General features: G+C 39.8%; 21 protein-coding genes and 1 tRNA gene. 19 read left to right on the top strand and 3 right to left on the bottom strand.

Going from position 1 to position 25279, the window contains the following annotated elements; genetic code table 11:
* Positions 1–4 precede the first annotated feature (4 nt).
* The 12 genes from ACFPRA_RS09445 (at position 5) to ACFPRA_RS09390 (ending at position 12560) form a co-directional block, all read left to right on the top strand.
* Positions 5–1285, top strand: coding sequence for a lipopolysaccharide biosynthesis protein (locus tag ACFPRA_RS09445; RefSeq protein ID WP_381433241.1), 1281 nt, complete (start codon positions 5–7; stop codon positions 1283–1285).
* Positions 1272–2501 (top strand): O-antigen ligase family protein, encoded by a 1230-nt coding sequence (locus ACFPRA_RS09440; protein WP_381433238.1) that lies wholly within the window; start codon positions 1272–1274, stop codon positions 2499–2501. The genes ACFPRA_RS09445 and ACFPRA_RS09440 overlap by 14 nt, the downstream gene beginning before the upstream one ends.
* On the top strand, positions 2485–3648 hold the full coding sequence (locus tag ACFPRA_RS09435) for a DegT/DnrJ/EryC1/StrS family aminotransferase (protein ID WP_381434844.1): 1164 nt from the start codon (positions 2485–2487) through the stop codon (positions 3646–3648). The genes ACFPRA_RS09440 and ACFPRA_RS09435 overlap by 17 nt, the downstream gene beginning before the upstream one ends.
* 2 nt (positions 3649–3650) lie before the next feature.
* The gene (locus ACFPRA_RS09430) at positions 3651–4355 is read left to right on the top strand and encodes a DapH/DapD/GlmU-related protein (RefSeq protein WP_381434840.1); all 705 of its coding nucleotides are present in this window, start codon (positions 3651–3653) and stop codon (positions 4353–4355) included.
* A 9-nt stretch (positions 4356–4364) separates the two neighbouring features.
* Positions 4365–5648 (top strand): glycosyltransferase family 4 protein, encoded by a 1284-nt coding sequence (locus ACFPRA_RS09425; protein WP_381433235.1) that lies wholly within the window; start codon positions 4365–4367, stop codon positions 5646–5648.
* Positions 5649–6245 carry a sugar transferase gene (locus ACFPRA_RS09420; RefSeq protein ID WP_381433232.1) on the top strand — a complete coding sequence of 199 codons (597 nt, stop codon included), beginning with the start codon at positions 5649–5651 and terminating at the stop codon, positions 6243–6245.
* A 1-nt stretch (position 6246) separates the two neighbouring features.
* Positions 6247–6891, top strand: coding sequence for a NeuD/PglB/VioB family sugar acetyltransferase (locus ACFPRA_RS09415; protein WP_381433229.1), 645 nt, complete (start codon positions 6247–6249; stop codon positions 6889–6891).
* Between the two features lie 12 nt (positions 6892–6903).
* Entirely contained in the window at positions 6904–8223 is a 1320-nt protein-coding gene (locus tag ACFPRA_RS09410) for a phenylacetate--CoA ligase family protein (protein ID WP_381433226.1), read from the top strand.
* Between the two features lie 24 nt (positions 8224–8247).
* Positions 8248–9675: an APC family permease gene (locus ACFPRA_RS09405; RefSeq protein ID WP_381433223.1), complete on the top strand. Its 1428-nt coding sequence runs from the start codon at positions 8248–8250 to the stop codon at positions 9673–9675.
* Positions 9676–9688: 13 nt separating this feature from the next.
* Positions 9689–10864, top strand: coding sequence for a DegT/DnrJ/EryC1/StrS family aminotransferase (locus tag ACFPRA_RS09400; protein WP_381433220.1), 1176 nt, complete (start codon positions 9689–9691; stop codon positions 10862–10864).
* Positions 10865–10890: 26 nt separating this feature from the next.
* Positions 10891–11598 (top strand): glucosamine-6-phosphate deaminase, encoded by a 708-nt coding sequence (locus ACFPRA_RS09395; RefSeq protein WP_381433218.1) that lies wholly within the window; start codon positions 10891–10893, stop codon positions 11596–11598.
* 176 nt (positions 11599–11774) lie between these two features.
* Positions 11775–12560: an isoprenyl transferase gene (locus ACFPRA_RS09390; protein WP_381434837.1), complete on the top strand. Its 786-nt coding sequence runs from the start codon at positions 11775–11777 to the stop codon at positions 12558–12560.
* A gap of 83 nt (positions 12561–12643) precedes the next feature.
* Here ACFPRA_RS09390 and ACFPRA_RS09385 read toward each other — a convergent pair whose 3' ends face one another.
* On the bottom strand, positions 12644–13135 hold the full coding sequence (locus ACFPRA_RS09385) for a sigma-70 family RNA polymerase sigma factor (protein ID WP_381433215.1): 492 nt from the start codon (positions 13133–13135) through the stop codon (positions 12644–12646).
* A gap of 248 nt (positions 13136–13383) precedes the next feature.
* Here ACFPRA_RS09385 and ACFPRA_RS09380 point away from each other — a divergent pair, with 248 nt between their 5' ends.
* Together ACFPRA_RS09380 and ACFPRA_RS09375 are read left to right on the top strand one after the other, a co-directional pair.
* A complete protein-coding gene (locus ACFPRA_RS09380) occupies positions 13384–13866 on the top strand; it encodes a competence protein ComK (RefSeq protein ID WP_381433212.1) in 483 nt (160 codons plus the stop codon).
* A 397-nt stretch (positions 13867–14263) separates the two neighbouring features.
* Positions 14264–15955: a methyl-accepting chemotaxis protein gene (locus ACFPRA_RS09375; RefSeq protein ID WP_381433209.1), complete on the top strand. Its 1692-nt coding sequence runs from the start codon at positions 14264–14266 to the stop codon at positions 15953–15955.
* Positions 15956–16057: 102 nt separating this feature from the next.
* Here ACFPRA_RS09375 and ACFPRA_RS09370 read toward each other — a convergent pair whose 3' ends face one another.
* Positions 16058–17635: an S-layer homology domain-containing protein gene (locus tag ACFPRA_RS09370; RefSeq protein WP_381433206.1), complete on the bottom strand. Its 1578-nt coding sequence runs from the start codon at positions 17633–17635 to the stop codon at positions 16058–16060.
* A gap of 597 nt (positions 17636–18232) precedes the next feature.
* A tRNA-Asp gene (locus ACFPRA_RS09365) sits at positions 18233–18305 on the bottom strand.
* Between the two features lie 443 nt (positions 18306–18748).
* Between ACFPRA_RS09365 and ACFPRA_RS09360 the strand changes: the two genes are divergently transcribed.
* The 5 genes from ACFPRA_RS09360 (at position 18749) to ACFPRA_RS09340 (ending at position 25143) form a co-directional block, all read left to right on the top strand.
* Positions 18749–18892, top strand: coding sequence for a hypothetical protein (locus ACFPRA_RS09360; protein WP_381433203.1), 144 nt, complete (start codon positions 18749–18751; stop codon positions 18890–18892).
* Positions 18893–19411, top strand: coding sequence for a tyrosine-type recombinase/integrase (locus ACFPRA_RS09355; RefSeq protein WP_381433200.1), 519 nt, complete (start codon positions 18893–18895; stop codon positions 19409–19411).
* Between the two features lie 81 nt (positions 19412–19492).
* A complete protein-coding gene (locus ACFPRA_RS09350; RefSeq protein ID WP_381433196.1) occupies positions 19493–20893 on the top strand; it encodes a S8 family serine peptidase in 1401 nt (466 codons plus the stop codon).
* 409 nt (positions 20894–21302) lie between these two features.
* Entirely contained in the window at positions 21303–24518 is a 3216-nt protein-coding gene (locus ACFPRA_RS09345) for a hypothetical protein (RefSeq protein WP_381433193.1), read from the top strand.
* Positions 24519–24534: 16 nt separating this feature from the next.
* Entirely contained in the window at positions 24535–25143 is a 609-nt protein-coding gene (locus ACFPRA_RS09340) for an Ig-like domain-containing domain (protein WP_381433189.1), read from the top strand.
* Positions 25144–25279: the final 136 nt, after the last annotated feature.

The following is a 25279-nucleotide window of genomic DNA, read 5'->3' as shown; positions in this document are numbered from 1 at the left end:
GTGAATGATGAAAAATACAAAGAATAAAGGTTTTATAAAAAACGTTCTCACGATCGCTAAAGGAACGGCTACCGGGCAACTAATACTTTTTTTAGCATCACCTATATTAAGTAGAATTTATACTCCGGAAGAATATGGCGTATTAGCCATTTACACGTTACTAATTTCGACATTAAGTATTTTGTCAACACTCAAACTCGAATTAGCGATGCAAACAGAAGAGAAAGATACACGCGCTATTTTTATCGTTAAAGTATCAATGATTTTTAATATACTATTTTCATTAGTTTTATTTGTTATCTTTCATAGTCAAAAAGAGTTGCTATGTAAATTATTTAAAATACCTTTAGAAAGCTCCGGGTTTTTATATTTAATACCTGTTGGTGTTTTTGCATTAGGGTTAAATAGAATAAATTCAAGCCTATACATTAGGAACAAGAATTTCAATGACTTAAAAAAGCTGTTTGTTTCTAATTCTATTTTAATGGTCATTACCCAGATGGGATTGGGTGTATTAAAGATAATCCCTAATTCTTTGATAATTGGAGATGCAATAGGCAGGCTAATTACCAATGTCAGGGCTATAAAAGGAAATTTAACGAATAATAAAACGTCAAAATTCAGCTATCTAAATGTTTTCGAACTCATTAAGGAAAAAAAGAAATATGTTTTTCTCTCCACCAGTTCTGAATTTATATTTGTATTGGTGAACCAATCTATCCCTTTTTTGCTTATTTTCTTCTATAGTCCGATTTTAGCTGGCTACTATACATTTGGGCTAAAGATAGTAAATGCACCAATGGTCTTAATTGGTAAATCAATATCTCAAGTATATATATCGGAAATTCGTACTGAAACAAAAAGATATAACAAAATCAATAAACTTTTTAATCAAATTGTAAAAAGGCTAATGATAACGGCTATTTTACCGTATAGCTTATTATTCTTTTTTGGACCAGAAATTTTTTCGATTATCTTCGGATCTAAATGGAGTTATTCCGGTGAACTAATGAGTATAATGTCAATTCTATTCTTTGTGGAAATAATCGTCTATCCATTGACAGTAACGTTAGAAGTTTTAGAAAAACAAAATTTTCTTTTCTTCTGGCAATCAATTAGAGGCATAGCAACTATTATAGCTTTCTTCGCCTTAGATTTCTTGCAAGTTAAAGTGGAAACAACTCTATCTATCATCTCGCTGTTACTAGTGATTTTTTATTTGATTGTTTTTGTATATATAAAAAAAGTCATAACTAGCAAGGAAGACCAAATTGAAGCTGAATGATTTAATAAAGTTAACTCAGATGATCATTATTGTACTAATTATATTTGCGGGAAGAACCAATTTTGGTATTAATCTACCACCTATTCCAATCTACCTTGGACTTATCGGTATTATTGCCTTACTACTAAGTTTCGTAATAATAAAGAAAAGGGAGGGGTATGGATTAACCAATCAATTTTATATCTCTTTATTCTTCCTCTTTTCATTAATTTTATTGGTAGGTAACTACATTGATACAAGTCAATACGGTTTTACAAAGTCTATCGAGTTTACTATTTATGTATTTTTCCTGATTTTAATCATAGATATTTGCGTTCAGGAAAGAAAAGATTTAATAAACTTAATAAAATCATTTTATTTTATAGCTTTAGTAATGGCGATAATCTCTATAGCAATGGGGGTAATCAATAATACTCTCTTTACGGACAGATTAACCTTTTTAAACAGCGGTTCTAACACTTTTAGTCGAATGATGTTTATGGGTATATCAGCTAATCTTTTTTTAATATTTAGTTCAAAACGAGGCGTTGTAAAATACTTTAGTTTATGGTTTTTTCTGGGGGCTATTTTCTTAAGTGGAGCCAGACAAACAATCTTAGGAACAGTTATTTTAGTTACATTATTTTTGGTACTTATCATTGCAAAAACAAAGAAAACAAAAGGTAAATCAGTAATGAAGTTTACTTTCTTACTATTTTTCTTAATAATACCATTTGTTTTTTTGTGGCCTTTTATACAGGAAAGCAGGTTCTATGGTAGGTTTCTTCTGCTATTTTCCGAGAACAAAGGTGACTCGATTAATGTTAGGACTTGGTTAATAGAGCAAGCATTTCTTTATGGGAAAGAATCTTATCTATTTGGAAATGGTACAGGATCCTTTGCTATAAAAATGCCTGAATATATTTATCCCCATAATATTTTTGCAGAGATTTTTATGGAGAATGGACTATTGGGTTTGACAATTTTATTCATTATTATTTTGTATCCGTTCACTTCCATTATAAAAAAATCAAGCTTCCGAATTGAAGAAAAAACACAACTGGTGAACGAAACTTTGCTGATCATGTACCTTTTTAGTTTATACACTGCTCAAATATCAGGTGATTTATATGATAATAGATGGATTTTTATTTTCGGGTTACTATTACTGAAAAATCCTATTTTGATAAGGAGAGAGTATTTTGAGAAAACAAATTCCGATGCTAGATTTAAGTAATCAATACCTCAATATAAGGGAAGAAATAATTGAGAAACTGGATCAGGTAATGTCCTCGTCACAATTCATCCTTGGCAGCCATGTGAAGCAAATCGAAAATGACATCGCTAAAATGAGTAAGACAAAACATGGAATTGGCGTGGGGAACGGCTCCGATGCAATTCATATCGCGCTCCAAGCGGCAGGCGTTGGCGAAGGCGATGAAGTCATTACAACTTCATTCACTTTCTTTGCCACCGCGGGGGCCATTGCACGTGCCAATGCGAAACCGGTATTTGTTGATATTGATCCGGTTACATACAATATTGACCCTTCAAAGATTGAAGCTGCTATTACTGAGAAAACGAAAGCAATCATTCCTGTTCACTTATACGGTCAAATGGCAGACATGGATCCAATCATGGAAATTGCTAAGAAACACAATTTGTATGTGATTGAAGATGCTGCACAGGCGATTGGTTCAACCTATAAAGGCAAACAAGTTGGAGAAATGAGTAGCGCCGCAACCTATAGCTTTTTTCCTACCAAAAATTTAGGCGCATATGGCGATGGCGGGATGATCGTGTCAAATGATCAGGATCTGGCAGAACAAGCTCGCGTTATTCGTGTCCATGGCAGTAAGCCGAAATATCACCATCATGTCTTAGGCTATAATAGCCGATTGGATGAAATGCAGGCGGCCGTTCTAAGTGTGAAGTTGCCGCATTTGCCTGCCTGGGGCGAGAATCGCAGAATGCGTGCTACATATTACACTGAAAAACTGAATGAGGCTATGGGACAACATGTTGTTACACCTGTTGAAGTGGAAGGGAATTACCATGTCTTCCATCAGTACACGCTTCGAGTTCAAAAGAGGGATGAATTGCAGGCTTTCCTGAAAGAGCAAGGCGTTGCCACTATGATTTACTATCCGATACCTTTGCATTTACAGCCAGTCTTTGAAGAATTGGGTTATAGCGAAGGCGATTTGCCAGAAACAGAAAAAGCAGCGAAAGAAGCCTTGTCGTTGCCGATGTTCCCCGAATTGAAAGAAGAGCAACAAGACTATGTCATTGAGAAGATAGCTGAGTTTTATTCCCAAAATGTAATTGAAAGCCAATCTGAAGAGACCGAGCAATTTCACAAGGAGAGGGTGGGTATTGATTGACGATCAAGAGAGGGCATAACGTTGTTCTTGGAGAAAATCTAACGATTGGAAACAATGTTGTGATTGGAAACAATGTTGTCATCTATGAAGGAACAGAAATCGGTAATAACGTGATCATTCAAGATAATGCGGTGATCGGAAAACAGCCGACACGTGCAAAAGCGTCCATTCTTCCCGAGGTGAAGACGTTGCCGGCCGCAAAAATCGGTTCGGGTGTTACTGTGGGAACATCCGCAATCATCTATGCCAATGCTGAAATCGGCGATGATGTGTTCATAGCCGATTTAGCTACCGTCAGGGAACGAGTGACTGTCGGAGAAAAAACGATTGTCGGTCGCGGAGTTGCAATCGAAAATGACTGTGTAGTCGGGAAGAGATGTAAACTCGAAACGAATTGTTATATAACCGCCTATTCAGAGCTTGGCGACTACGTATTTGTTGCGCCATGTGTCGTCACGACGAACGATAACTATTTGGCCAGAGGAAAAGAACGTTTTGACAAATTCAAAGGGGTCACTGTAAAAGATGGAGGTCGAATTGGGGCAAACTCCACGATACTACCCGGAAAAGTAATTTATGAAGATGGAACTGTCGCCGCAGGAAGTATCGTATCACGGGATGTAGAGAAAGAATGTCTGGTTGTGGGATCACCGGCAAAAATATTACGGAAAGTTCCTGAAGAACAATTATTAAGGAACCAAGAATGAGGGAACACATTGAATATATGGATCTTTAATCATTACGCAAAAACGCCCCTTCAAAGTGCAGGGACCCGACACTATGAATTAGCCAAATACTTGATCAGCAAAGGATGTAACGTCACAATCTTTGCTTCATCATATAGTAATATTCAAAAAAAGTATCTGATTGAACATGAACATGCAAATTATCAAGTCGAAAAGGTAGAAGGCATTCGTTTTGTATGGCTAAAAACGACATCTTATCAAAAAAACAGCACAAGGATACTTAGTTTTTTCAGTTACTATAACCAATCCATAAAAACTGTAAAAAGAGTATTTGCAAATGAAAAAGTGGACTTGATCATAGGATCTTCCGTGCATCCATTGGCAGCTTTGGCGGCATATAAAATTTCGAAACTGAAAAAGTCAACGTTCTATTTTGAAGAACGTGATTTATGGCCCCAAACATTTATCGATTTCGGGAAAATCAGTGAAAATCATATTGTAAGTAAATTTTTATTTGGACTGGAAAAGTTTTTATACAAGAAGTCCGATAAAACTATCGTTCTATTTGATAGAGCTGTAGATTATGTGAAATCCAAAGGCATAGACGAGCGTAAAGTAATCCATATTCCAAATGGCGTCAATCTCAATGCTTTCAAACAGAGAAATGAATCCGAAAGTATTGATGAAATGTTTAGGGACTTTGAAGATAAATTTATGATTATCTATACGGGCTCCCATGGAATAGCCAATGATTTGGATAAACTAATTGATTTGGCGGAGCAAGTCCATTTGTCCGATACTGAAAAAAACATTCATTTCTTGTCAGTAGGAGCAGGCCCTTTAAAGGATAAATTAATAAAAAAAGCTGCCGAGAAAAAGCTTGATAATATTACTTTTTTAGAACCTGTAAGAAAAGTCGATATCCCTTATCTATTGAGTAAAGCAAATATGAGTTATATTGCGATTTTAGATAGTCCTTTATATAAGTGGGGATTTAGTATGAATAAGCTATATGACTACTTGGCCGCTGGTTTACCGATGATTATGCATACTAATTCAGAGCTCGTAGGCGAATATAATGAAATCGATGGAGTTTTTGTTTCTGATCATATCGAGACTCTTCGGGATAAAATACTTTGGTTATCTACTCATCAAGAGGAGATACCAAGATATTCTGCTGCTCTAAAAAATCATGTTGAAACGAGATACTCGTGGGATATCTTAGGAGAGCGAATTTATAAAGAAATGATCAGTGATATGAAATTGAATGCGATCGAAGTGAATGATTCAAAAATCAGGAGTGAAGTGAGATAAGTGAAAAGAATTTTTGATGTTATCGTAAGCAGTTTATTATTAGTGGTTCTTTCACCTTTAATCTTGATAATTATTATATTCATAAAATCTAAATTAGGTTCACCTGTATTATTTAAACAAAAAAGACCAGGACTGAACGGGAAAATTTTCGAGATCTATAAATTCAGGACAATGACAAATGACGTGGATGAAAACGGGCATTTATTACCGAATGAAATGCGTCTTACCGAATTTGGAAAATTGGTGAGAAAGACGAGTTTAGATGAACTTCCACAGTTGTTCAATGTAGTAAAAGGTGATATCAGTCTAGTGGGACCGAGGCCATTATTGGTCGATTACTTGAAACTTTACACGCCTGAACAAGCAAGAAGGCATGATGTGCGCCCCGGAATTACGGGATGGGCGCAGGTAAATGGTCGAAACGCGATCAGTTGGAAAGAGAAGTTCGAACATGACGTATGGTATGTCGATAATCAGAGCTTTCTACTCGATATGAAGATTCTTTTGCTGACGGTTAAAAAGGTATTCAAATCAGAAGGTATTAATACAACTTCTAATAAAATGGTTGAGCGTTTTACGGGAAATGAGGGCGATTGAGATGAGTATTCCTACGTATATTATTGGTACCGGCGGTCTTGGAAGGGGCGTTGCTGAAACGATAAAGGTCCTGTCAGATCGAGATCGCAATTGGACTTTTGCAGGTTTTATTGACGATGATTCCAGCGTGATCGGGACATCTGTGAATGGAATGGAAGTGGTTGGCGATACAGACTATTTACTTAGCTTGAATGTAATGGCAAATGTTGTAATTGCGATTGCAAATCCAGAGATCAAGTCTGTAATCAGTCAGAAGTTATCTCAAAATGCCCATCTCTTATATCCAAATATTGTACATCCATCCGTAAATCTTAATTCATCGATAACGATGGGGATCGGAAATATCATTTCGGAAAACGTTGTATTTTCCGCAAATGTCAGTATCGGTGATTTTGCGTTAATTCATTTTAACTGCACGATTGGTCATGATGTGCAAATTGGGGATCATGTAACGGTTTACCCCGGCGTGAATCTGTCCGGCTATTCGAAAATGGAGCCCAAAAGCCAAGCGGGAACGAACTCATCTATATTGCCGCAGGTGACTGTCGGTGAAGGGGCGGTTGTTGGCGCCGGCTCGATGGTGAACAAGAACACAATGCGCTATGCCACTGTAGTGGGCATACCTGCTAAGGAAATGAAAAATTGAGGTGTTTCAAAGATGGTACGACTGTCTGATTCTTCTATTATGAACTTCAATGAGGTTATTCGAAATAAGCTTTTCTTTTTTATGGATCGTGTACTAAAAAAAGGAATTTACGACCAAATAACATCTGTAGAAGAAGATGTTAGGAATCCGCGTTTCGAGTACAAATTGAATGAGATCATTAGCCATGCTGGACGAACTGTTCCCTATTATCATACCTATAAGGACGTTGCTGACATCTCGCAAATGCCTGTTGTTAACAAAAGCATTATCCGAAAAGAGAGTCAGTCATTTCTCTCTACTTCATATGCGAAAAATGAACTCATTAAAGTAACAACTTCCGGATCATCCGGTACTCCGATGGAATTTTATAGGGAGCATAACAAAAGGATCCGGCAAATAGCAGAAGTGATTTTTCTAGGAATACCGATAAAGTATTACTTCGGCATGAAGCATGGATTCATCAGAGCGACCCATCCAAAAAGTCGGTTGAATCTGCTGTTGCAGAATGAGATTCATATTGATCCGACAAAGATGTCGGCCGATGCTCTCGAGAAAATTAGAACAGATATTAAAGAAATGAAATGTATCATTGGGTTTCCATCGACCTTATATGAAATTGCTTTGTATTGTGAGAAAAAAGGAGATACTCCGAAACATTTCAATTTGGTCGGTCTTATTTGTACTGCTGAACCTTTACTTGAAAAGCAGAAAACTGTAATCCAACGGGTATTCGGCTGTCCAATTCAAGTCAGATATGCTGCAGAAGAATTAGGGTTAATAGCGGTACAAAATCCCGGTTCACCGTTTTACCGCGTTAATCAAGCATCATTTTACGTGGAAATATTGAAGTTGGATTCAGATTCGCCTTGTGAGGAAGGTGAGGAAGGAAGAATCGTCATCACTGATTTGGAAGCGAAAGCGATGCCTTTAATCCGGTATGACACGGGCGACTTGGGTGTCATGAAAATTGAAGAGATAAGGGGCGAAAGGATTGTCACTCTCTCATCGATTTCAGGTAGAAAGATTGAAATGTTGTTCTCTCCAACCGGGGAGAAAATTTCGCCTTTCTCGATTAACGTAAAAATGAAAGATGTTAAAGGCGTTATTAAGTTTCAATTCATTCAACAGGATAAAAATAACTACACCATGAAAGTCGTGACTGACGAAGCGTACTATGACGAAACGAAGCTACTACGGATTTTGCATGGTATTTTAGGAGAAAATGCAATGATTTCCATCGAAAAAGTTAATGAGATCAAGCCTTTAGCTTCTGGTAAAACAGCATATATCGTTAACGAATACATCCAAAAAGACGAAGCAAGGACAAGCTAAGACTTACTAAAAGGAGATGTATGGATGGAGAAAAGAGAAGTATTGGAAAAGAATCTGAAACCGTCATGGGTATGGGCGATCGCATTCGGATCTTCCATCGGGTGGGGGGCTTTCATATTACCCGGGGACTGGATTGCTGAGGCCGGACCTGCGGGAGCAATGATTGGCTTGCTTCTGGGGGCAGTTGTCATGATGTTCATAGCTGTCAGTTACGGAGTTCTCATTAGAAAGCATCCTGTTTCCGGCGGAGAATTTGCTTACGCCTTTCTAAGTGCCGGGAAGACTTGGGCATTTATAACAGGATGGTTCCTGGCTTTAGGATATGCATGTATCGTTGCATTGAATGCTTCAGCTTTTTCGTTATTGTTGAAGTATTTATTCCCTTCATTTATGAAACAACTATTTCTCTATGAAATTGCAGGGTGGGAAGTGTACCTTCCCGAGGTTATCATTTCCTCATTAGCTATTTTGCTCTTTGCTTATTTGAACATTAGAGGTAACGGGTTTTCTGGCAAGCTTCAATTTATATTTTCGGTTGTTTTGATTTTGGGTGTTGCAATAATGGGCATCTATACGTTCGCGTTTGCAGATTTTCCGATTGAAAATATGAAACCCGCTTTTCCTGATGGGAAATCGCCACTCGTTTCCATATTGCTGATACTTGCAATTGCTCCTTGGGCATACGTCGGATTTGATAATGTCCCCCAGGCGGCGGAAGAGTTCAAATTTTCGCCTAGCAAAGCATTTGGGCTAATTATCATGTCATTATTAGCTTCCGGGCTAGTATATGCGACCATGATTGGCGTTACATCATGGACTTTCGCTTCAGGGACAAGTGTGGATCATTCAAATTTATGGTTAACGGGCGATATTATCAGTTCATCCTTTGGTACGGTTGGCGTTGTTGTTTTAGCAATTGCAATCATTATGGGGATTTTTACTGGACTTAATGGTTTTTTTCATTCATCGAGCAGGCTTTTGTTTGCGATGTCTCGCGGAAAAACGCTTCCAGTTTTTTTCTCGGATTTACATCCTAAATATAATACACCTTATAAGTCGATTATTTTCATTGCTCTTTTTACATTGCCATCTGTCTGGTTTGGTCGTGAGGCTTTGATTTGGATCGTTGATATGTCTTCGATCGGTGTATCGATTGCCTATTTCTTTACATGTTTTACCGCATATCGGGTGCTCAGTTGGACAAGGAATACGAATGGATTAGAACGATCACCCATTAAAAAGACAATCGCTTTATTGGGAGCGGCTTTTAGTACAATGTTTGTACTTTTATTGATAGTGCCTGGCTCGCCGGCACAGCTGGGGACGCCATCCATAATTGCCCTCCTTGTTTGGATTGTACTGGGTGCCTCCTTTTTCACGAGTATATATAAGCGTTTCAAAGTATTTAGTAAAGATGAACTGTCTTACTATATCTTAGGCGATAAAAAATAAGGGTAATGGGGTGATGAACATGATAGAAAACAAGCGAATTTTTTTGTCTTCCCCTCATATGAGCGGGAACGAACAGAAATACATAAACGAAGCGTTCCAAACGAATTGGATTGCGCCGCTTGGGCCGAATGTGGATGCGTTTGAAAAGGAGCTGGCTTCATATGTGGGGATGGCTGGTGCTGCAGCAACTTCATCGGGTACTGCGGCGATCCATTTGGCGCTTGAATTACTTGGCATCGAACAAGGCGATACAGTATTCTGCTCAAGTTTAACGTTTGTAGCGAGTGCAAATCCGATTTTGTATACAGGTGCGGAGCCGGTGTTCATTGATTCGGAAGAAGAGACATGGAATATGTCTCCTATCGCGTTGGCACGTGCTTTTGAAGATGCACAAGTGAATCGGAAATTGCCGAAAGCGGTGATTGTCGTTAACTTGTATGGGCAAAGTGCCAAGATGAATGAATTGCTGGAAATCTGTGAGCGGTATGAAGTTCCGATGATCGAGGATGCGGCCGAGTCGCTTGGCTCTCTCTATAAAGGTAAAAAGAGCGGCTCATTGGGACAGTTTGGGATTTATTCATTCAATGGTAATAAGATCATTACGACATCGGGCGGGGGAATGCTTGTCTCTGATAATCTAGGTGCATTGGAACAGTCACGCTTCTTGGCGACGCAGGCACGTGATACAGCGAAACATTATCAGCATAGCCAAGTGGGATATAACTACCGGATGAGTAACATTCTTGCAGGGGTTGGCCGAGCGCAGCTTGAAGTGTTGGATAAGCGAGTGAAGGCACGGCGCGATATATTTGATCGATATATTGAGGCGTTAGGTGAAATCGAAGGTGTTCACTTTATGCCTGAACTTGAAGGAACGTATTCGAACCGTTGGCTAACGGCGTTGACGTTAGATCCAGATAAGGTGGGCATTACACCTTATGAGCTGATTGATGCTTTAGAAGCGGAGAACATTGAAGCACGCCCGGTGTGGAAGCCGTTGCATATGCAGCCGTTGTTTGAAGGGTGCAAATTCTATCGGCATGCAGAAGAGGCGAGCGTCAGTGAGCGGTTGTTTGCAGAAGGGCTTTGTCTGCCTTCGGGATCTAACATGACGGAAGAGGAGCAGGAAAGAGTTATTACAATCTTAAAGAAACAGCTTTCAAGAAAAATCTCATTACTAGGAATATAAATTTATAGATTTGGCAAGGTGGAAAAATGGAGAACATCACATTACTAAACGTCAAAGATCAGGAACAAGCGGCACAACAGGTATGTAAAATGATTCAAGGCCAATTGGATGAAGGAAAGCTCGATGTGCTCGGACTTGCAACAGGGAGTACAATGATTCCAATTTATAAGAAATGGGTCGAATCGGAACTATCATTCGAGAAGGTTACGACATTCAATTTGGATGAGTATGTTGGCCTTCACGCAGAGAATAAGAATAGTTATGCCTATTTCATGCAGGAGCATTTGTTTAGTAAGAAGAAGTTTAAGCGATCATTTATTCCGAATGGTGTTGCTAACAATCTTGAAGAAGAATGCGCGGCATACGAAAAACGATTAAGGGAGTACCCTTTGGATGTTCAACTTCTCGGAATTGGCGAGAATGGTCATATTGCATTTAACGAGCCGGGCACTTCGTTTGATTCGGTGACGCATCTTACAACATTAACCGAATCCACACTAGGCGTAAATAGCACATTTTTTGATCCTGACGAAACAATACCAAGAACTGCATTGACAATGGGGATATCTTCTGTCTTAGCAGCGAAGAAGATCATCCTCATTGCCTTTGGAGAACGTAAACGCTTTGCACTTGAAAAGCTGTTGGAAGGTAAAGAGACTGTTGAGTATCCTGTAACGGCATTAAATGGTCATGGGGATGTCACGGTGATTACAGATTTGGGGTATTTGATTTAAAGTTCAGCCATTAGCTATTTGCAATACCAATAAAGTTAGATTGAATGATATGCAATGTTTATAAATGAATTTATGAGCAATAGGACAGACTACATCCCCCTATATTTGACGTGGGTTTGCAGATTGGAGGATACAATATGCTCGAAAAGTTTCTTTGGAAAAAGTCAGAGCCTGTGATGCCTGTGCCTGACAGTTTTGCGGATAGATTGAGTATTGCCCGAAAAAAGCAAATGCCTAATCATGTTGCGATCATCATGGATGGGAATGGGCGTTGGGCAAGGCAACGTAATCTGCCCCGAGTCGCCGGTCACCACGAAGGGATGAAGACGATCCGTAAAATTACCCGTTTTGCGAATGAACTCGGTGTTAATGTTTTGACTCTCTACGCGTTTTCAACCGAAAACTGGAAAAGACCGAGAGTTGAGGTTGATTTTCTTATGAAACTTCCGGGCAAGTTCCTAACTGCATACTTGCCTGAACTGATTGAAGAAAATATCAGGGTAGAAATGATTGGTCATTTCGAAGCATTGCCGGAGCATACGCAGCACGCCATTGAAAAGGCGATGAAGGCGACGGAACAGAATGACGGTCTTGTTTTGAACTTTGCCATGAATTACGGAAGTCGGCTTGAATTGGTGAATGTAGTGAAGCAGATTTGCGAGTTAGCCATGACGCAGCAGATTGACCTTGCAGATGTGAATGAAGCGTTAGTGGAGTCCTGCCTCATGACGAGTCATTTGCCGGAGCCTGATTTGCTGATCCGGACGAGTGGTGAAGTCAGGCTTTCGAACTTTATGCTTTGGCAGCTTGCCTATGCAGAATTAGCATTTACAGATGTCTATTGGCCGGACTATGACGAGGAGTGTCTCTTGGAAGCCATCGAAGACTTTCAACTGCGCAATCGGCGGTTTGGGAGTTTGTGTGAAGAAGAGGATGCGTTGAAAAAACAGCGAATGAAGTAAAGGGTTGTCCGATACAATGGACAACCCTTTACTATTGAGGTAAGGACAAAGTAGGGAGACGAAAGACATCAACTGATCGATCCTTACGAGTCTATCGCGAATGCACTTCTCAATTTGAACAGTATCCGATGCCTCCGCTTTTTTATTCCCTCCACTGAAATGCCGATATTTTTAGCACATTCCATAAGGGTGAGCCCTTCGATGAATAACGATTGTATAAGTTCCCGCTCAGCAGGTGCTAGTATATCTAGTATATCGGTAATTTTATCGGCCATCCCGGCATGGCAATGGTTTTGGTTCTCTAGGAGATACGCTAATGATGAATCGTCCACATGGGTGAACCTTTCATCAAATTTGCTTTCCTTTTTCATATCATCCAGCATGGCGCCTCTAATGCTTCGATAGGCAAATGCTGTGAAATTCCCTTTTGTAGCGTCAAAGCGATTCCAAGCTTGCCATAAAGCGACTCTTCCTGCTTGTATGAAACTGTCATGGTCACGGTAAATATGCAGATTGCGGATCGAGGCGGAGATCATCGGTTCATATTGTTGTAAAATGTCTTCAAAATTTGTCATTTGTACGGCCTTTCAGACCGTGCACGGCGCTTTGGATTCCCGGGTGACTTCATCGTAGTTCAATCGGAATATGGAAACCAATGCTCATTTATGACGTTTGGCGCACCATACGTTAAGAATTGAGAGACCTAAAGTGACATATGGACCAATTAAATTGGATAATTCCCCATATTTAATTAATTTAGACTATGAATCTTTGTGGGATAATGGTAAACTGTGAATAGAGGGAAAAAAAGGGGGATTTTTACATGTTGAACTGTGATTCTTTATTACTTGATGAGTGTGCATTAGCGTTAAAGCCAGTTTTTACCGGGGGATATCAATCCAAAATTATTACAACTCAAGGAATTTATTATTCCAAGTTACCAGCTAAGGAGTTACTGAATAAGGCGTGTCTCCGTTACTTTTCAACGAAACAGGGGCGTACACAAGCTGCGGCATTGCTGTTGGAGTTTTCACGGAAACCGCCGTTTATGATCGTACCGAACGAAGTCGGGGTATTCCCTACGGAATCACCAAAAAATCCGGAATGTATCTGGATCTTCAACCATCGTTTCACTGTCGACGAAGTTGCGAAAGGGAAATCGGTTATTACATTCATGAACGGCACATCCATTCATGTTCCCGTTTCGAAATTCACTATAGTGAAACAAAACGAACGACTGCACACATTAATGAGTATCAGTCGTTTCATGCATCGGGAAAAAGGCTTATACGGGAAGGGCGAATAAAATAAGAGGTTTCAAAGCAATTCAACATTGTTTTGGAACCTCTTATTTTTTGATTCCATTCAAGTTGTAAGAATTAAAATACTATTTACAAGAATATTATTAAAATTCACATATTTAATCCGATATTATTATTGTAGGTGAAATGAAATATGTGTAGAATGATTGATTTATATCTACTGGGGTATGGTTTTTATAAGTCCAACTAGTAAGGAGGGAGGAATGAACTTGATCGCTGATCTGAAAAATCTTATAAAAACTTCAAGCTTTTAAGCGTTTGATAAGTAATCGTCTCTATACGAGGAATAAGGACATAGGAATTTGTTGGAGAAAGGAGTCGTTACTTTGAGGTTTTCGGTGACGGAGCAGTAAAATCCCATACTGAACAGGAGATGTTTAGATGAAGAGAGTAGGTTTTAAAAGTATAAGGAGTAAATTGACTTTTTCATTTTCGATAGTTGTGTTGTTGGTGATCGGATTAGGCGTTTACAATCTTGCATCGGTTAAAGATGTCAATGAGATGACAGAGAACATTGTGAATAAGGAAATTCCTTTATTGATGGCTGATCAAAAGTTGGCCACAACGATGGCGAATCGGATTGCTGCTGTCCGGGCGTATGTCTTGTTTGGGAATCCGGATTACAAAGAGCAATTTTATACATATACCGAGCTAAGTAAAGAATATCAGGCTCAGGCCGAAGTGCTGGCAGCTTCAGAAGAATTTGACCAGCTCATTGTCGAAACGGCCGCGTGGAGAGAATCCATTATTCGTGAAGTATTTGATGAATACGATAAGGGGAACGAAGAAATCGCCCTTTTCAATCTTGGGAAATTGGCTGAAGTCGGTTCAGAACTGACGAGTCGCTATGAAGGGATAGCGGATAATCGGGAACGGATTACGAACGAACAAGGAAGGCAGATTATTGCGAATGGCGAGGGTACGTTCAAAACGGTTTCCATTGTCACCGTTATCGTTGTGATTGTCAGTATGATTGCCGCATGGGTGGTGTCTTCCATTATTTCAAAACCGATCATCAAGGTGATGGATCGCATGAAGTCCATTGCTGCTGGCGATTTAAGTCAAGAACCATTGGCGATACATACACGAGACGAGGTGGGGCAGTTAGGTGTCGCGATGAATGAAATGAGTGTCCATACACGTGAGTTGTTACAGAACATCAACCACGTTTCTGCAACGGTTACGGCACAAAGCGAGGAGTTGACACAGTCATCCAATGAAGTGAATGCAGCATCCCAACAAGTCGCCACGACCATGCAAGAATTGACATATGGAATTGAGAACGAAGCGAATAGTGCTTCGGAACTTTCGTCGATTATGGAAGTTTTTACAACGAAAGTAGAGGAAGCCAATGGGAAAGGGGAGGCGATCCAGCAAGCTTCGCGGCAAGTGCTTGGCAAAACGGCAGAAGGCACCCATTTAATGGACATATCCACTGAACAGATGAATCAGATTGATACCATCATGCACGATGCTGTTTTAAAAATAAAAGGGTTGGATACTCAATCCCAAGAAATATCCAAATTGGTTGTCGTCATTAAAGAAATATCGGACCAAACGAATCTATTGGCTTTGAATGCCGCGATTGAAGCAGCAAGAGCCGGGGAACATGGGAAAGGCTTCGCGGTCGTCGCGGAAGAGGTGAAGAAACTGGCCGAAGGAGTGGCGGTTTCAGTAACCGATATAACCGGCATTGTGGACACGATCCAAAGCGAATCCAGTATGGTTACGGCATCTTTGCAAGAGGGCTACACAGAAGTGCAAAGAGGAACCGAGCAATTACAAACGACGAGCAAGACCTTTACAGAAATCAGAGATGCAGTCAATGACATGGCAAATAATATTTCGATCATTTCCGAGAACTTATCGGATATTGCGGCAAATAGCGAAGAAATGAGTGGAACCATTGAAGAAATCGCGGCCATTTCTGAACAATCCGCTGCCGGCGTGCAAGAAACCGCCGCTTCCATGGAACAAACAAGCAGCTCGATGGAAGAAGTAGCGGGCAGCGCTGTACAACTCGCCCGATTAGCCGAAGAGTTAAATGGACTCGTTCAACAATTTAAAATTTGATGGATGAAAGATAAAAGGCTCTGCAGTGATTTCCCTGCAGAGCCTTTTGTAAGTAATATGATGAATGATTCCTAATTCAGTCATGTCTATAGTTTCAGTTCGTCAGTTCTTTACCAAAATGATGTCATCATCTTTCGAAAGGAAAAGAGTAACAGTTTTTCTCATATCTTCAGCAGCATTTAAATTAAAATGTTTAAGTTTTCCTGAGTCTATGTAATACCCATCATAGTCGTAAACTTTTCCAGTTACCTTAATGCCACTATCATAGATGGCTTCTATTTTGCCGGTAACGATATTCGTTCCAACTTCCATAACACCCTCAACTTCATTGAAAAGTAAGAAATCGCCTTGTTGAATATCTGCTTGTCCAATCATTTTATGTGATTTAACAAAGACGTCAAAATTCTTTAAGTCGATTTCTCCATTGATGCCTTTCATGATAGAACCATCCACAGACTCTACTAAAAGAAAGTCATTTAATTTATATTGTGCAATAAATTTGTTTTTCTTTTTCACATCTTTTTCTTCATTTTTAAACTCATACGAAGTCAGTTCACCATTACTGTTGTGCCAGATTTTTACTTCTCGGTTATAGGCTGCGACAAAATCCATTTCTAGCTTTTCAGGTACAAAAAATGTCCTATTGGCCTTGTTGTCATCTGTAACAGTAATTTTACGGTTAGCTACATCAACCGCTGTAATTTTAAGATCGTTGGCTGGAATATACTCATTTCGATTATAGGAGACAGAATTTGTGAACCCATTTGCTTTGAATTGGATTGTATAATCTCTTACAGTTTTTAAGCCTGCTCCTTCAAACATAGTAAGAATAGCTTTCTTTCCTTCACTATTTAATTGAACGTCTTGAACGCCGTGTAGATCTCTTGAAGCTACATCAGAAATATGAAATTGGAATGGTTCAATGTGATTGAGAGCGTCGCTAAACGTTACTTCTATATAGCGTCCATCACTACTAAGTGCGACAACATCTGTTATCGTGATTTCTTCAGAAGGCGTATCCTTTACAGCAGGAGCATCCGGTACAGAAGATTCGTCCTCATATTGAAGGGCTTTATAGACAATACCAACTGCATGTGCCCATGTTAAATGTTGATTGGGTGCATATTGATTCTTCTCATTTCCTTTTATAATATCCGCATGGTAAAGCGTACGGATTTGGGAAAAAGCCCAGTGATTGGAATCGATATCTGAAAAGGGTGGGGAATTCTTATCACTTTCCTTGAGGTCATAAGCTTTTGAAACCATAACGGCCATTTGGGCACGTGTTAAAGGATTGGCAGGACGGAATGTACCGTCACTATAGCCACTAAACACGCCTTGCTCTGCTAACGTGATAACAGCAGCATAATAGGGATCCTCTTTTTTGATATCTGTAAAGGATGACCTCTCTTTTTCAATTGGTTTGGCATCCTGAGATTCATAGATTAATTGGACAAACTCACCACGTGAAATGACTTTATTTGGTTTAAACTCTTCTTTATTGGAAAGAACGCCATTGGCGACTAAACCTTGTAATGCATCACTATACCAGTAAGTTTGCTTCTGAACGCCAACAGTGGCAGCAGAAACAGTTAATGGCTGTATGGAGTACACAAGCGCAAGAAGCATGAAGCCAACTGCCAATATAAAAAATTTGGATAAAAACAATGGATAACTCATGAAGCCTATTCCTCCTAAAAGATTTTGTATAAGCCAAAATGATAACCATTCTCAATAGCGGGCAAAAAAATATACATGTCATACTGATAATGATTCTCATTTTCATCTACAAGATTATCATAATTGCATGAATATACTTTGTCAATGATAAAATTATTATTGGTTTTTTTATAGCTGAAAAAGCTCTGATCGTTTAACTTAACTAGGTTTTCGATGAGTCAATCGTTGAATAGCTAGCTTTTTTCATCGAGCAGGAAATTATAAAATTTTGACCTGTGGCTAACTGCTCGTATATTCAAAGGGAGTAGGATGTAGTGAAAGGGGAAAGCAGAGTTATTATTAGAATAGTAATTTAAGCATTTATACATTCATGTGCATGAAGCAACACTTTCTGCTTTAGGAAAAGAAAAGCTGGATGAAGAAGTCGGATAATACTCCCAAAAAAGTCCCAAGTGAATGGTTTACACTTGGGACATGGATAGAGGCGCTTTTGTTCTTACTGTTTCGTTTGGAGGAGCTATTCAAAGGCCGAATGCCAGTTTATTTAACTAAAAAAGTCGTGAAGGTTATGTAAACCATTCACGACTTTTTATCATACGGTTCTGACGGGGATCGAACCCGCGATCTCCTGCGTGACAGGCAGGCATGTTAACCGCTACACCACAGAACCAACTTTTATAGTATATTATAACTTTATTTATAAATCAACATAAAATTATAGAATCGGCTGTTATTTATTTTAGTAGTTTTCATTTCTTATCATCCCCTTATCTCTTCTACCATCCCACTGAACCCGAGAAAAACACCAATATCCTTTCACATTCCATAACATTTCCGCGAATGATTCTCCTTAATATTGAGCATTATCTCCTTTATTTTCCTTATCGCCTTATAAATCATGGCAAATGGATAGGAGGAATTAGGTGGTTGAGCAAACTTAGGGGTTTGATGAAAGTGTGCGATTATTTTTGGAACACTTGGAACGGCAATGTTATTCAGCTGAAACTTCGAGCGGATATGGAAAGGACCTGGAATGCTTCTGGAGGTTTATGGGGGAGAAGGATTTTCCCCTAGAGACAATTGGGAAAGAGGAATTGCTGAAGTTCATGGACGATGACATCATTTTATAAGTTTCTCGTCTATGAACTGGATTTTCCGGTAGATGTGGCGGCACGAATCCGGATTCCCAAAGTGTATGTGCCACTTAAGAATATATTAACGGAAGAGGAAGTGAAGCGATTATTGGAGGCTGCGTAATTGTTGGGCCCATGCTATCACCTTCTTTTCAGCATGTTGTATTATATCGGCTTACGCTTGACGCCGGTTCGGGTTTTGGAGAGAAACTATATCAATCTAGCGGAAGGATTAATCTATTTTCCAAAAGTGAAAGGCGGAAAAGATCTATACTTGCCGTTATACGTAGCATTGCAGGCGCCCATTGAACAATACCTGTCTGAACACCTGACGAGGGAGAGCCGCTACGTCTTTCTATCCAACCGTTGTCCAGACCAACCGCTCAGTCCATCAGATATTCGGAATAAACTACGTTTAGCGGCCTATTCCGCAGGACTGGACACATCAATTACACCGCACACCCCACGCCATTGCAAAGCAACACACTTGACGATACACAACGTCCCCCAACACACATACGATTTATCCATTAGCTTGGATAGAACGAAACAAATAGCTCTTCTATGTGAGTCATCTATCGAGGAGCTATTCTGTTTCTGTAAAAGGAAGAAGCGATATCTATTTCGTTCCAAGTATATGTAATAGTTATGTAGGATGTTTACGCGTTCCTTCCGATTTCCGTTATACTGATAGGAAAGTAGAAGCTCAAGGGAGGTAGAAGAGATGAAAAAAGCAATAATTAGTATATGGATCATTTTTCTCACTGGACTATTTTTGACAGTGCCTACTTTAGATTTGGCACTTGCAACTTCAGGGAATCCTGATGTGAATGAAGAAACCGATCGAATGCTTGTAAAAGTGACCGATAACGAAGGAAATGAATTTGTCGAAAGTGTTTCAAGAGAAGAACTTGGACAAGCCAATGAAGATTTTCTTGCTGATGAATCTTCTGTGCTTTATGAAGCGCAAGAAGTCGAAGCCCTTGAACCGGATTTTCGCCGCTATATCGCGGTTCAGCCTGTTAGCATTGAAACGATGTCCTGGGGGACTGAGCGTATCGGTATTACGGAGTTGAAAAACAAAACAGCTATAGGTAATGAACGTGTAATTGTTGCGGTCATTGACACTGGGGTTGATTATACACATCCTTTCCTGAAAGGCCGGATGGTGCAGGGCTATGATTTTGTCGCGGATGATACGGAGCCGATGGATGTCCATTTCCACGGTACGCACGTCGCAGGTATCATCGCGGATACGACGCCAGCGAATGTCAAAATAATGCCGATTCGGGTCATGGATGAAGAGGGGCGGGGCTACGACTCCGACATTGCGAAGGGAATCCGTTACGCAGTCGACAACGGTGCTGATATCATCAATTTGAGTTTTGTTGGTCAAGGCTACTCTCAATATTTGGCGGACACGATTCAGTATGCCCTCTCGAACAATGTCCTGGTCATCGCCGCCGCAGGGAACGAACAAGCCGACACGTCCGATTATTATCCAGCTTCCGAGCAAAAAATCATCGTCGTTTCAGCAACCGACAGAAACGACCGCATCGCCCAGTTCAGTAATACCGGTTCTTCGATCGATGTTTCCGCTCCTGGCGTCGATATCGTTTCAACGATACCACAGCAAAAATTTGGAAGCGCAAGTGGCACTTCCATGGCCGCACCCTATGTAAGCGGAGTGGCTGCCATGTTGAAACTGGATGACTCCAAAAGAGAGATTGCAGAACTGGAAAGGCTATTAAAAATTTACGTAGATGATCTTGGAACAATCGGATGGGATCCGCTTTACGGTGAAGGAATTGTAAACGTCACCGAGTATACGAGCAGTCCCGGTAATGGAGCAATGGAATTTATTCAGCTCCCCGAACTGCATGACGTGCCTCTAGACAAAATCTGGAGTATTAAATTCAACCGTGAACTTCTGGAGCAAGACATTGTCAATGTAAAGCTACTACAAGGAACTAATGAGATTCCAATTCAAACAGCGGTCAATCCACAAAACAAAGAAATCACCGTAACGCCACGCTCAGGGTTTAAGCCGAACCGGGCTTATCGCCTTCTCATTATGATCGAGAATGGGAGCAATTATGAAATGGTGTTTACTACGGGGGATTAGATCCTAAAAGAGAGAAGCGCTCGAACGCTCCTCTCTTTGTAACCTCTACCGTCAGGGAGATGGTAGTGAAAATTTATTTAATGTCTTGAGAACCACCCTTTATTAGCCTGCAACGGCGTTGGGTGGTTTTCCTGTTTTCAAGTACTTTTTCCGAAAATATGAAGTCGCCTGTGTCACGCTTTACATAGTACCCTCATGGAATGGATACGGGTCTAAATTCCTGAAGTGAATTTGGCAAGAAAACACACTAAATAATTGTGAAAATAGTACGATAGTAAGGAGTAGGGATAGAAGGGCTATTATCCAAGGAATCCGTGTGAGAGATACGAGAGAGAGTAATCCAGTACATAAGCAATAACAGTATCATCTTGCACGAATACCTACACAATATTAATAAAGGAGCGAACAAATGAAGCCTATCAAGAACACTAAAAGTTATTTACGTAACATCCTGTTACCCTTATTTACATTCATGCTAGTACTTTCTACAGTACTACCTTCAGTTGCATTGGCAGCGGAGGGGGGATTGATAGAAGTTGAGCTAGACACCAATCCTACAATCATAACTGAAGCTAAAATCAACAACGATGGCTTTAAGGTTACCCTTACTTTATCCGACCTCAATAGAAAATGGGTAAGCGATGTCGATAGCCAAGATAAAAAAACACTACTCATTGATAGCATGACGGTGGATAATAATCCAGCTGCATGGAATAAATACAAAGATGATCTGAAACAAAAACTTGCTGATGTGACAGTTGTTGTTGATGATCAAAAGCTCACATTAACACTACCAGCATCGTCTGTATATGAAATCTCACAAGACGAAACAATCACAATGAATCTCTCGCCAGCATTAATTGAAAATTGGCCTGGACAAGTAACACCTGTCACCATTGACATCTATGCTGACCCGCAAATATCAATGGGCGGTAGCGTTATGTCATCTGTGACGGCAGAAGAAATTCGAAAAGGTGGCAAGGAAATTGAGCTTAAATTAGTCAATGCCACTTGGAACGAAACTGAGTTTTATGAGATGGCTAAACTGAAAACCTTTTTAGACCAATTCGGTAATACACCAATTGATATCGCAAAATATGTTAATCTAGCGAACCCGAATGATGTTATCGAGTTTCCTAATCCACAAACATTAAAAATTAAATTACCGGCTATTCCGTACATCGGAACTGGTGGGGTTGTTACATTCAACCCTGTACCACTACTGCCACCTAATGGGAACTATGCAACTATTGATAAAGCGAAAGATGGAACAACTTCACTAGGGGACGATATAAACGAAATTTCTCCGATGTCGTTTGACATTAAACCGAGTACTGCTTCAAGTCTTGAGATCACTACAAATCCAAACCCAATTACAGAAGAAAATGTGATTGCAGGGAATCAAGCAACAATCACTTTAAAGTTAAGTGGTAGTGCGAAGTGGGATAGTAATCTTACAAACGCAAAGAAAAATGCTCTAATCGATGCGCTTGAAGCGGAAAATCAGGCGGACCAGTGGAAAAAGGTTAAAGATGCTTTAACAAGTGCTAATGTAAAAAGAGTAGACGAGACAGAAATAACGATTGAAATCCCAAAAGTCGAAGGTTATTACCTAACCGCCAACCAAAAAATTTCACTTCAAGCCCCTCATCAACTATTAGTAGATGATGTGGATCTGAATTCAGTAGAATTTGAGATTAAAGCCAAGCCAAAAGCACTGATATCGGGAACTGTCACACCAGAAGTCTCCCAAGCGGATATCATTAAAGGTGGCGAGACAATTATTGTCACATTGGTCAATGCAAAATGGGATGCCGATATCGCAAAACAGACAGCTTTACGTGAAAAATTACTAAATGGTTTTACATTCGATACTGCATATAAAGCAGTCATAAATGCTGGGGCGAGTGTAGTAAGAACAAATGATCAAGTCGTTACGATTACATTACCGCCGATTGTTGGATTTAAAATAGGATCTGATACACCGATAGCATTTAACGAGAATTCAATAACAGCAAACGAGACGTTAGTCTCAACAACGCCAAAAGCCTTCACTATCACACCTGTTGCCAATCAAACCGCAACCATTTCAGGTTCAATTACTAATTCCAATGAATTTGACATTGTCAAAGGCGGCAAGACAATTACAATTACATTGAAAAATGATGTTTGGGCGAAAGACCTTAGCACTAAACCAATAACTTTTTCTGATACCAAGTTAACTTACACTAATATTAAAAGAGTAAGCGATACTGTTGCAGAACTTACACTAAACGGGATAAGTGACTACTCTTTAACTGAAGACACTTCAGTAACCCTAGATATACCAGCAGAATTGCTCTCTATTTCAAGTGGAAAAATCACTACATCGGCATTCAAAATTGCCGCTGTAACCGCTGAATTGCCGAAAAAAGAAAATCTAGTACTCGATAAGTCCGATATCCAAAAGGGTGGTAAGACAATCACGATTACGCTAAAAAATGCAACGTTTAAAGAAAATCTAACTACTAATGAGATAACTACTATTTTCACTGGCACCGCTTCAGGTAAAAATATGATAGTAAATGCAATTAATAATGATCCAAAGGCAATCAAGATTACAAAAGATAAAATAACGATTAAATTACCGCCAATACCTGGATACAATTCTACGAACCCAGAAACGATTAGATTGCAAATCCCACGAGGATTAATCAATCACGACAGCCCTAGGGATATACCGGTTGACGGAGAAATTGCAATCGGGGCAGTCGCCACAGCGACACTTAATGGAAGCTCATTCACGAATCAACAAATCAAAGCTGGAAACGCAACAATCACAATTACTTTAACCGGTGGTATAGAGTGGGATCCGACCATTGAAACAAATAAGAGTAAAAAATCGGCCCTTTTGAAAGGCTTCACAGTTTCCGATCAAACGAAAGAATGGTCACTTCTTAGCAAGGAAATTAGTGCGAATGCACAATTCGAATTGAATAATGCCAAGAATGCATTAAAGATTACATTCCCTGCTGTACCGGATTATTCAATTATCCGCAATCAAGTCGTGGACATTAAGATTCCGAAATCTGTATTGGCAAGTTATAAAGATGATATAGAAGTTGCGAATAAATTGACGATTACCGTACCTCGGGGCGCAATCAGCGACAAGACACTCGGTGATTTAACAGCGGAAGAACTTGCTAAAGCCATTGAAGATAACAAACGGGTCATTGTCCCGGCAAAAGTGGTCGAAACCATCTTCGTCAATACGGTTGAACTCCCAGAAAAGCAAAGCATTACAACGATTGAAATCACTACAACGTCTGCCGTGGAACAGGTTCAGGTGACAGTAGCAGGCGGCACAGCGCAAACAGTAGAGCCAAAAGGGAATAAATCCGTTTTCGTCTACACGAACTTGGAGAAAAATAGCGAATTGAAAGTTTCAGTATTTGGAAGTGATAAATCCAAGCCGTTACAATCCGATATTTACAAGAAAATCGGTAAAGGGAATAAAACGTATAGTGAGATTCCTAAAAAAGATCTGACAGGATCTTACTCAATCTATACCCTTTTGACGGATAAATCCTTACTGAAAGATATTTTTAAACATTACTCAATTGACGAGCTGAAAGTGACTCAGTGAGAGAGGGGGAGCATACTTGAAACAAAGAACTAAAATAGTCGTAGCTTTTCTAGCCATGTTCTTCGTGATCTTGGCAACTAGCCAATTAGCGAATGCCAAGGAGTGGACTTTGCAGACGAATGATGATGTGAATAAGGTTTGGAACATCCGATTTAATTACCCGATAGACCCTAGTTCTTTATCGACGGATAGCGTTTATGTGCTAGATGGAACAAAAAAACATACGATAACGCTAGGTTTAGCGGAGGGCGGAAAAATGGTATCGGTAACTCCAACCACATCTTATGAAATGGGGAAAACATACCGATTAATGATTACGAATGCTCTTCAATCAAATGATGGACAAGCGTTGATGGAACCTGTGGAATTGCCATTTCAAATAGTCAATCCAAATGATAAGATTCAATCCGTGTACAGTAAAACTGTTAACCTATTTACGACCGTGACGGTGAAAACTAGTTCGGATGTACACAGTGTGAAGGTAAGTGGAGATGAAATGAAGTACGAAGGAAATAATACGTATACACTCACACTCGTCGATGCGAAAATCGGTTCCACCCTGACGATCTATGGCTATGACGAAAATGGTAAACGTATTGAAACGAAAAAATACAAGATTGAATAAGAAGGAATACCGTGCTTCAAAACGATCCCGAATTGTTTTGGAGCACGGTACCTTTTTGGCGTCCATACCAAAGTAAGCAATAAATTACCCGAATTATCCGCGGTATCCAATGATATCCTGACTATCCAACAATGTA

This window comes from Sporosarcina soli (assembly GCF_042655805.1).
In the GTDB taxonomy this organism is placed as follows: domain Bacteria; phylum Bacillota; class Bacilli; order Bacillales_A; family Planococcaceae; genus Sporosarcina; species Sporosarcina soli.
The sequence above is the reverse complement of the archived record's forward strand: the minus strand, read 5'-3'. Positions and strand labels throughout refer to the sequence as shown.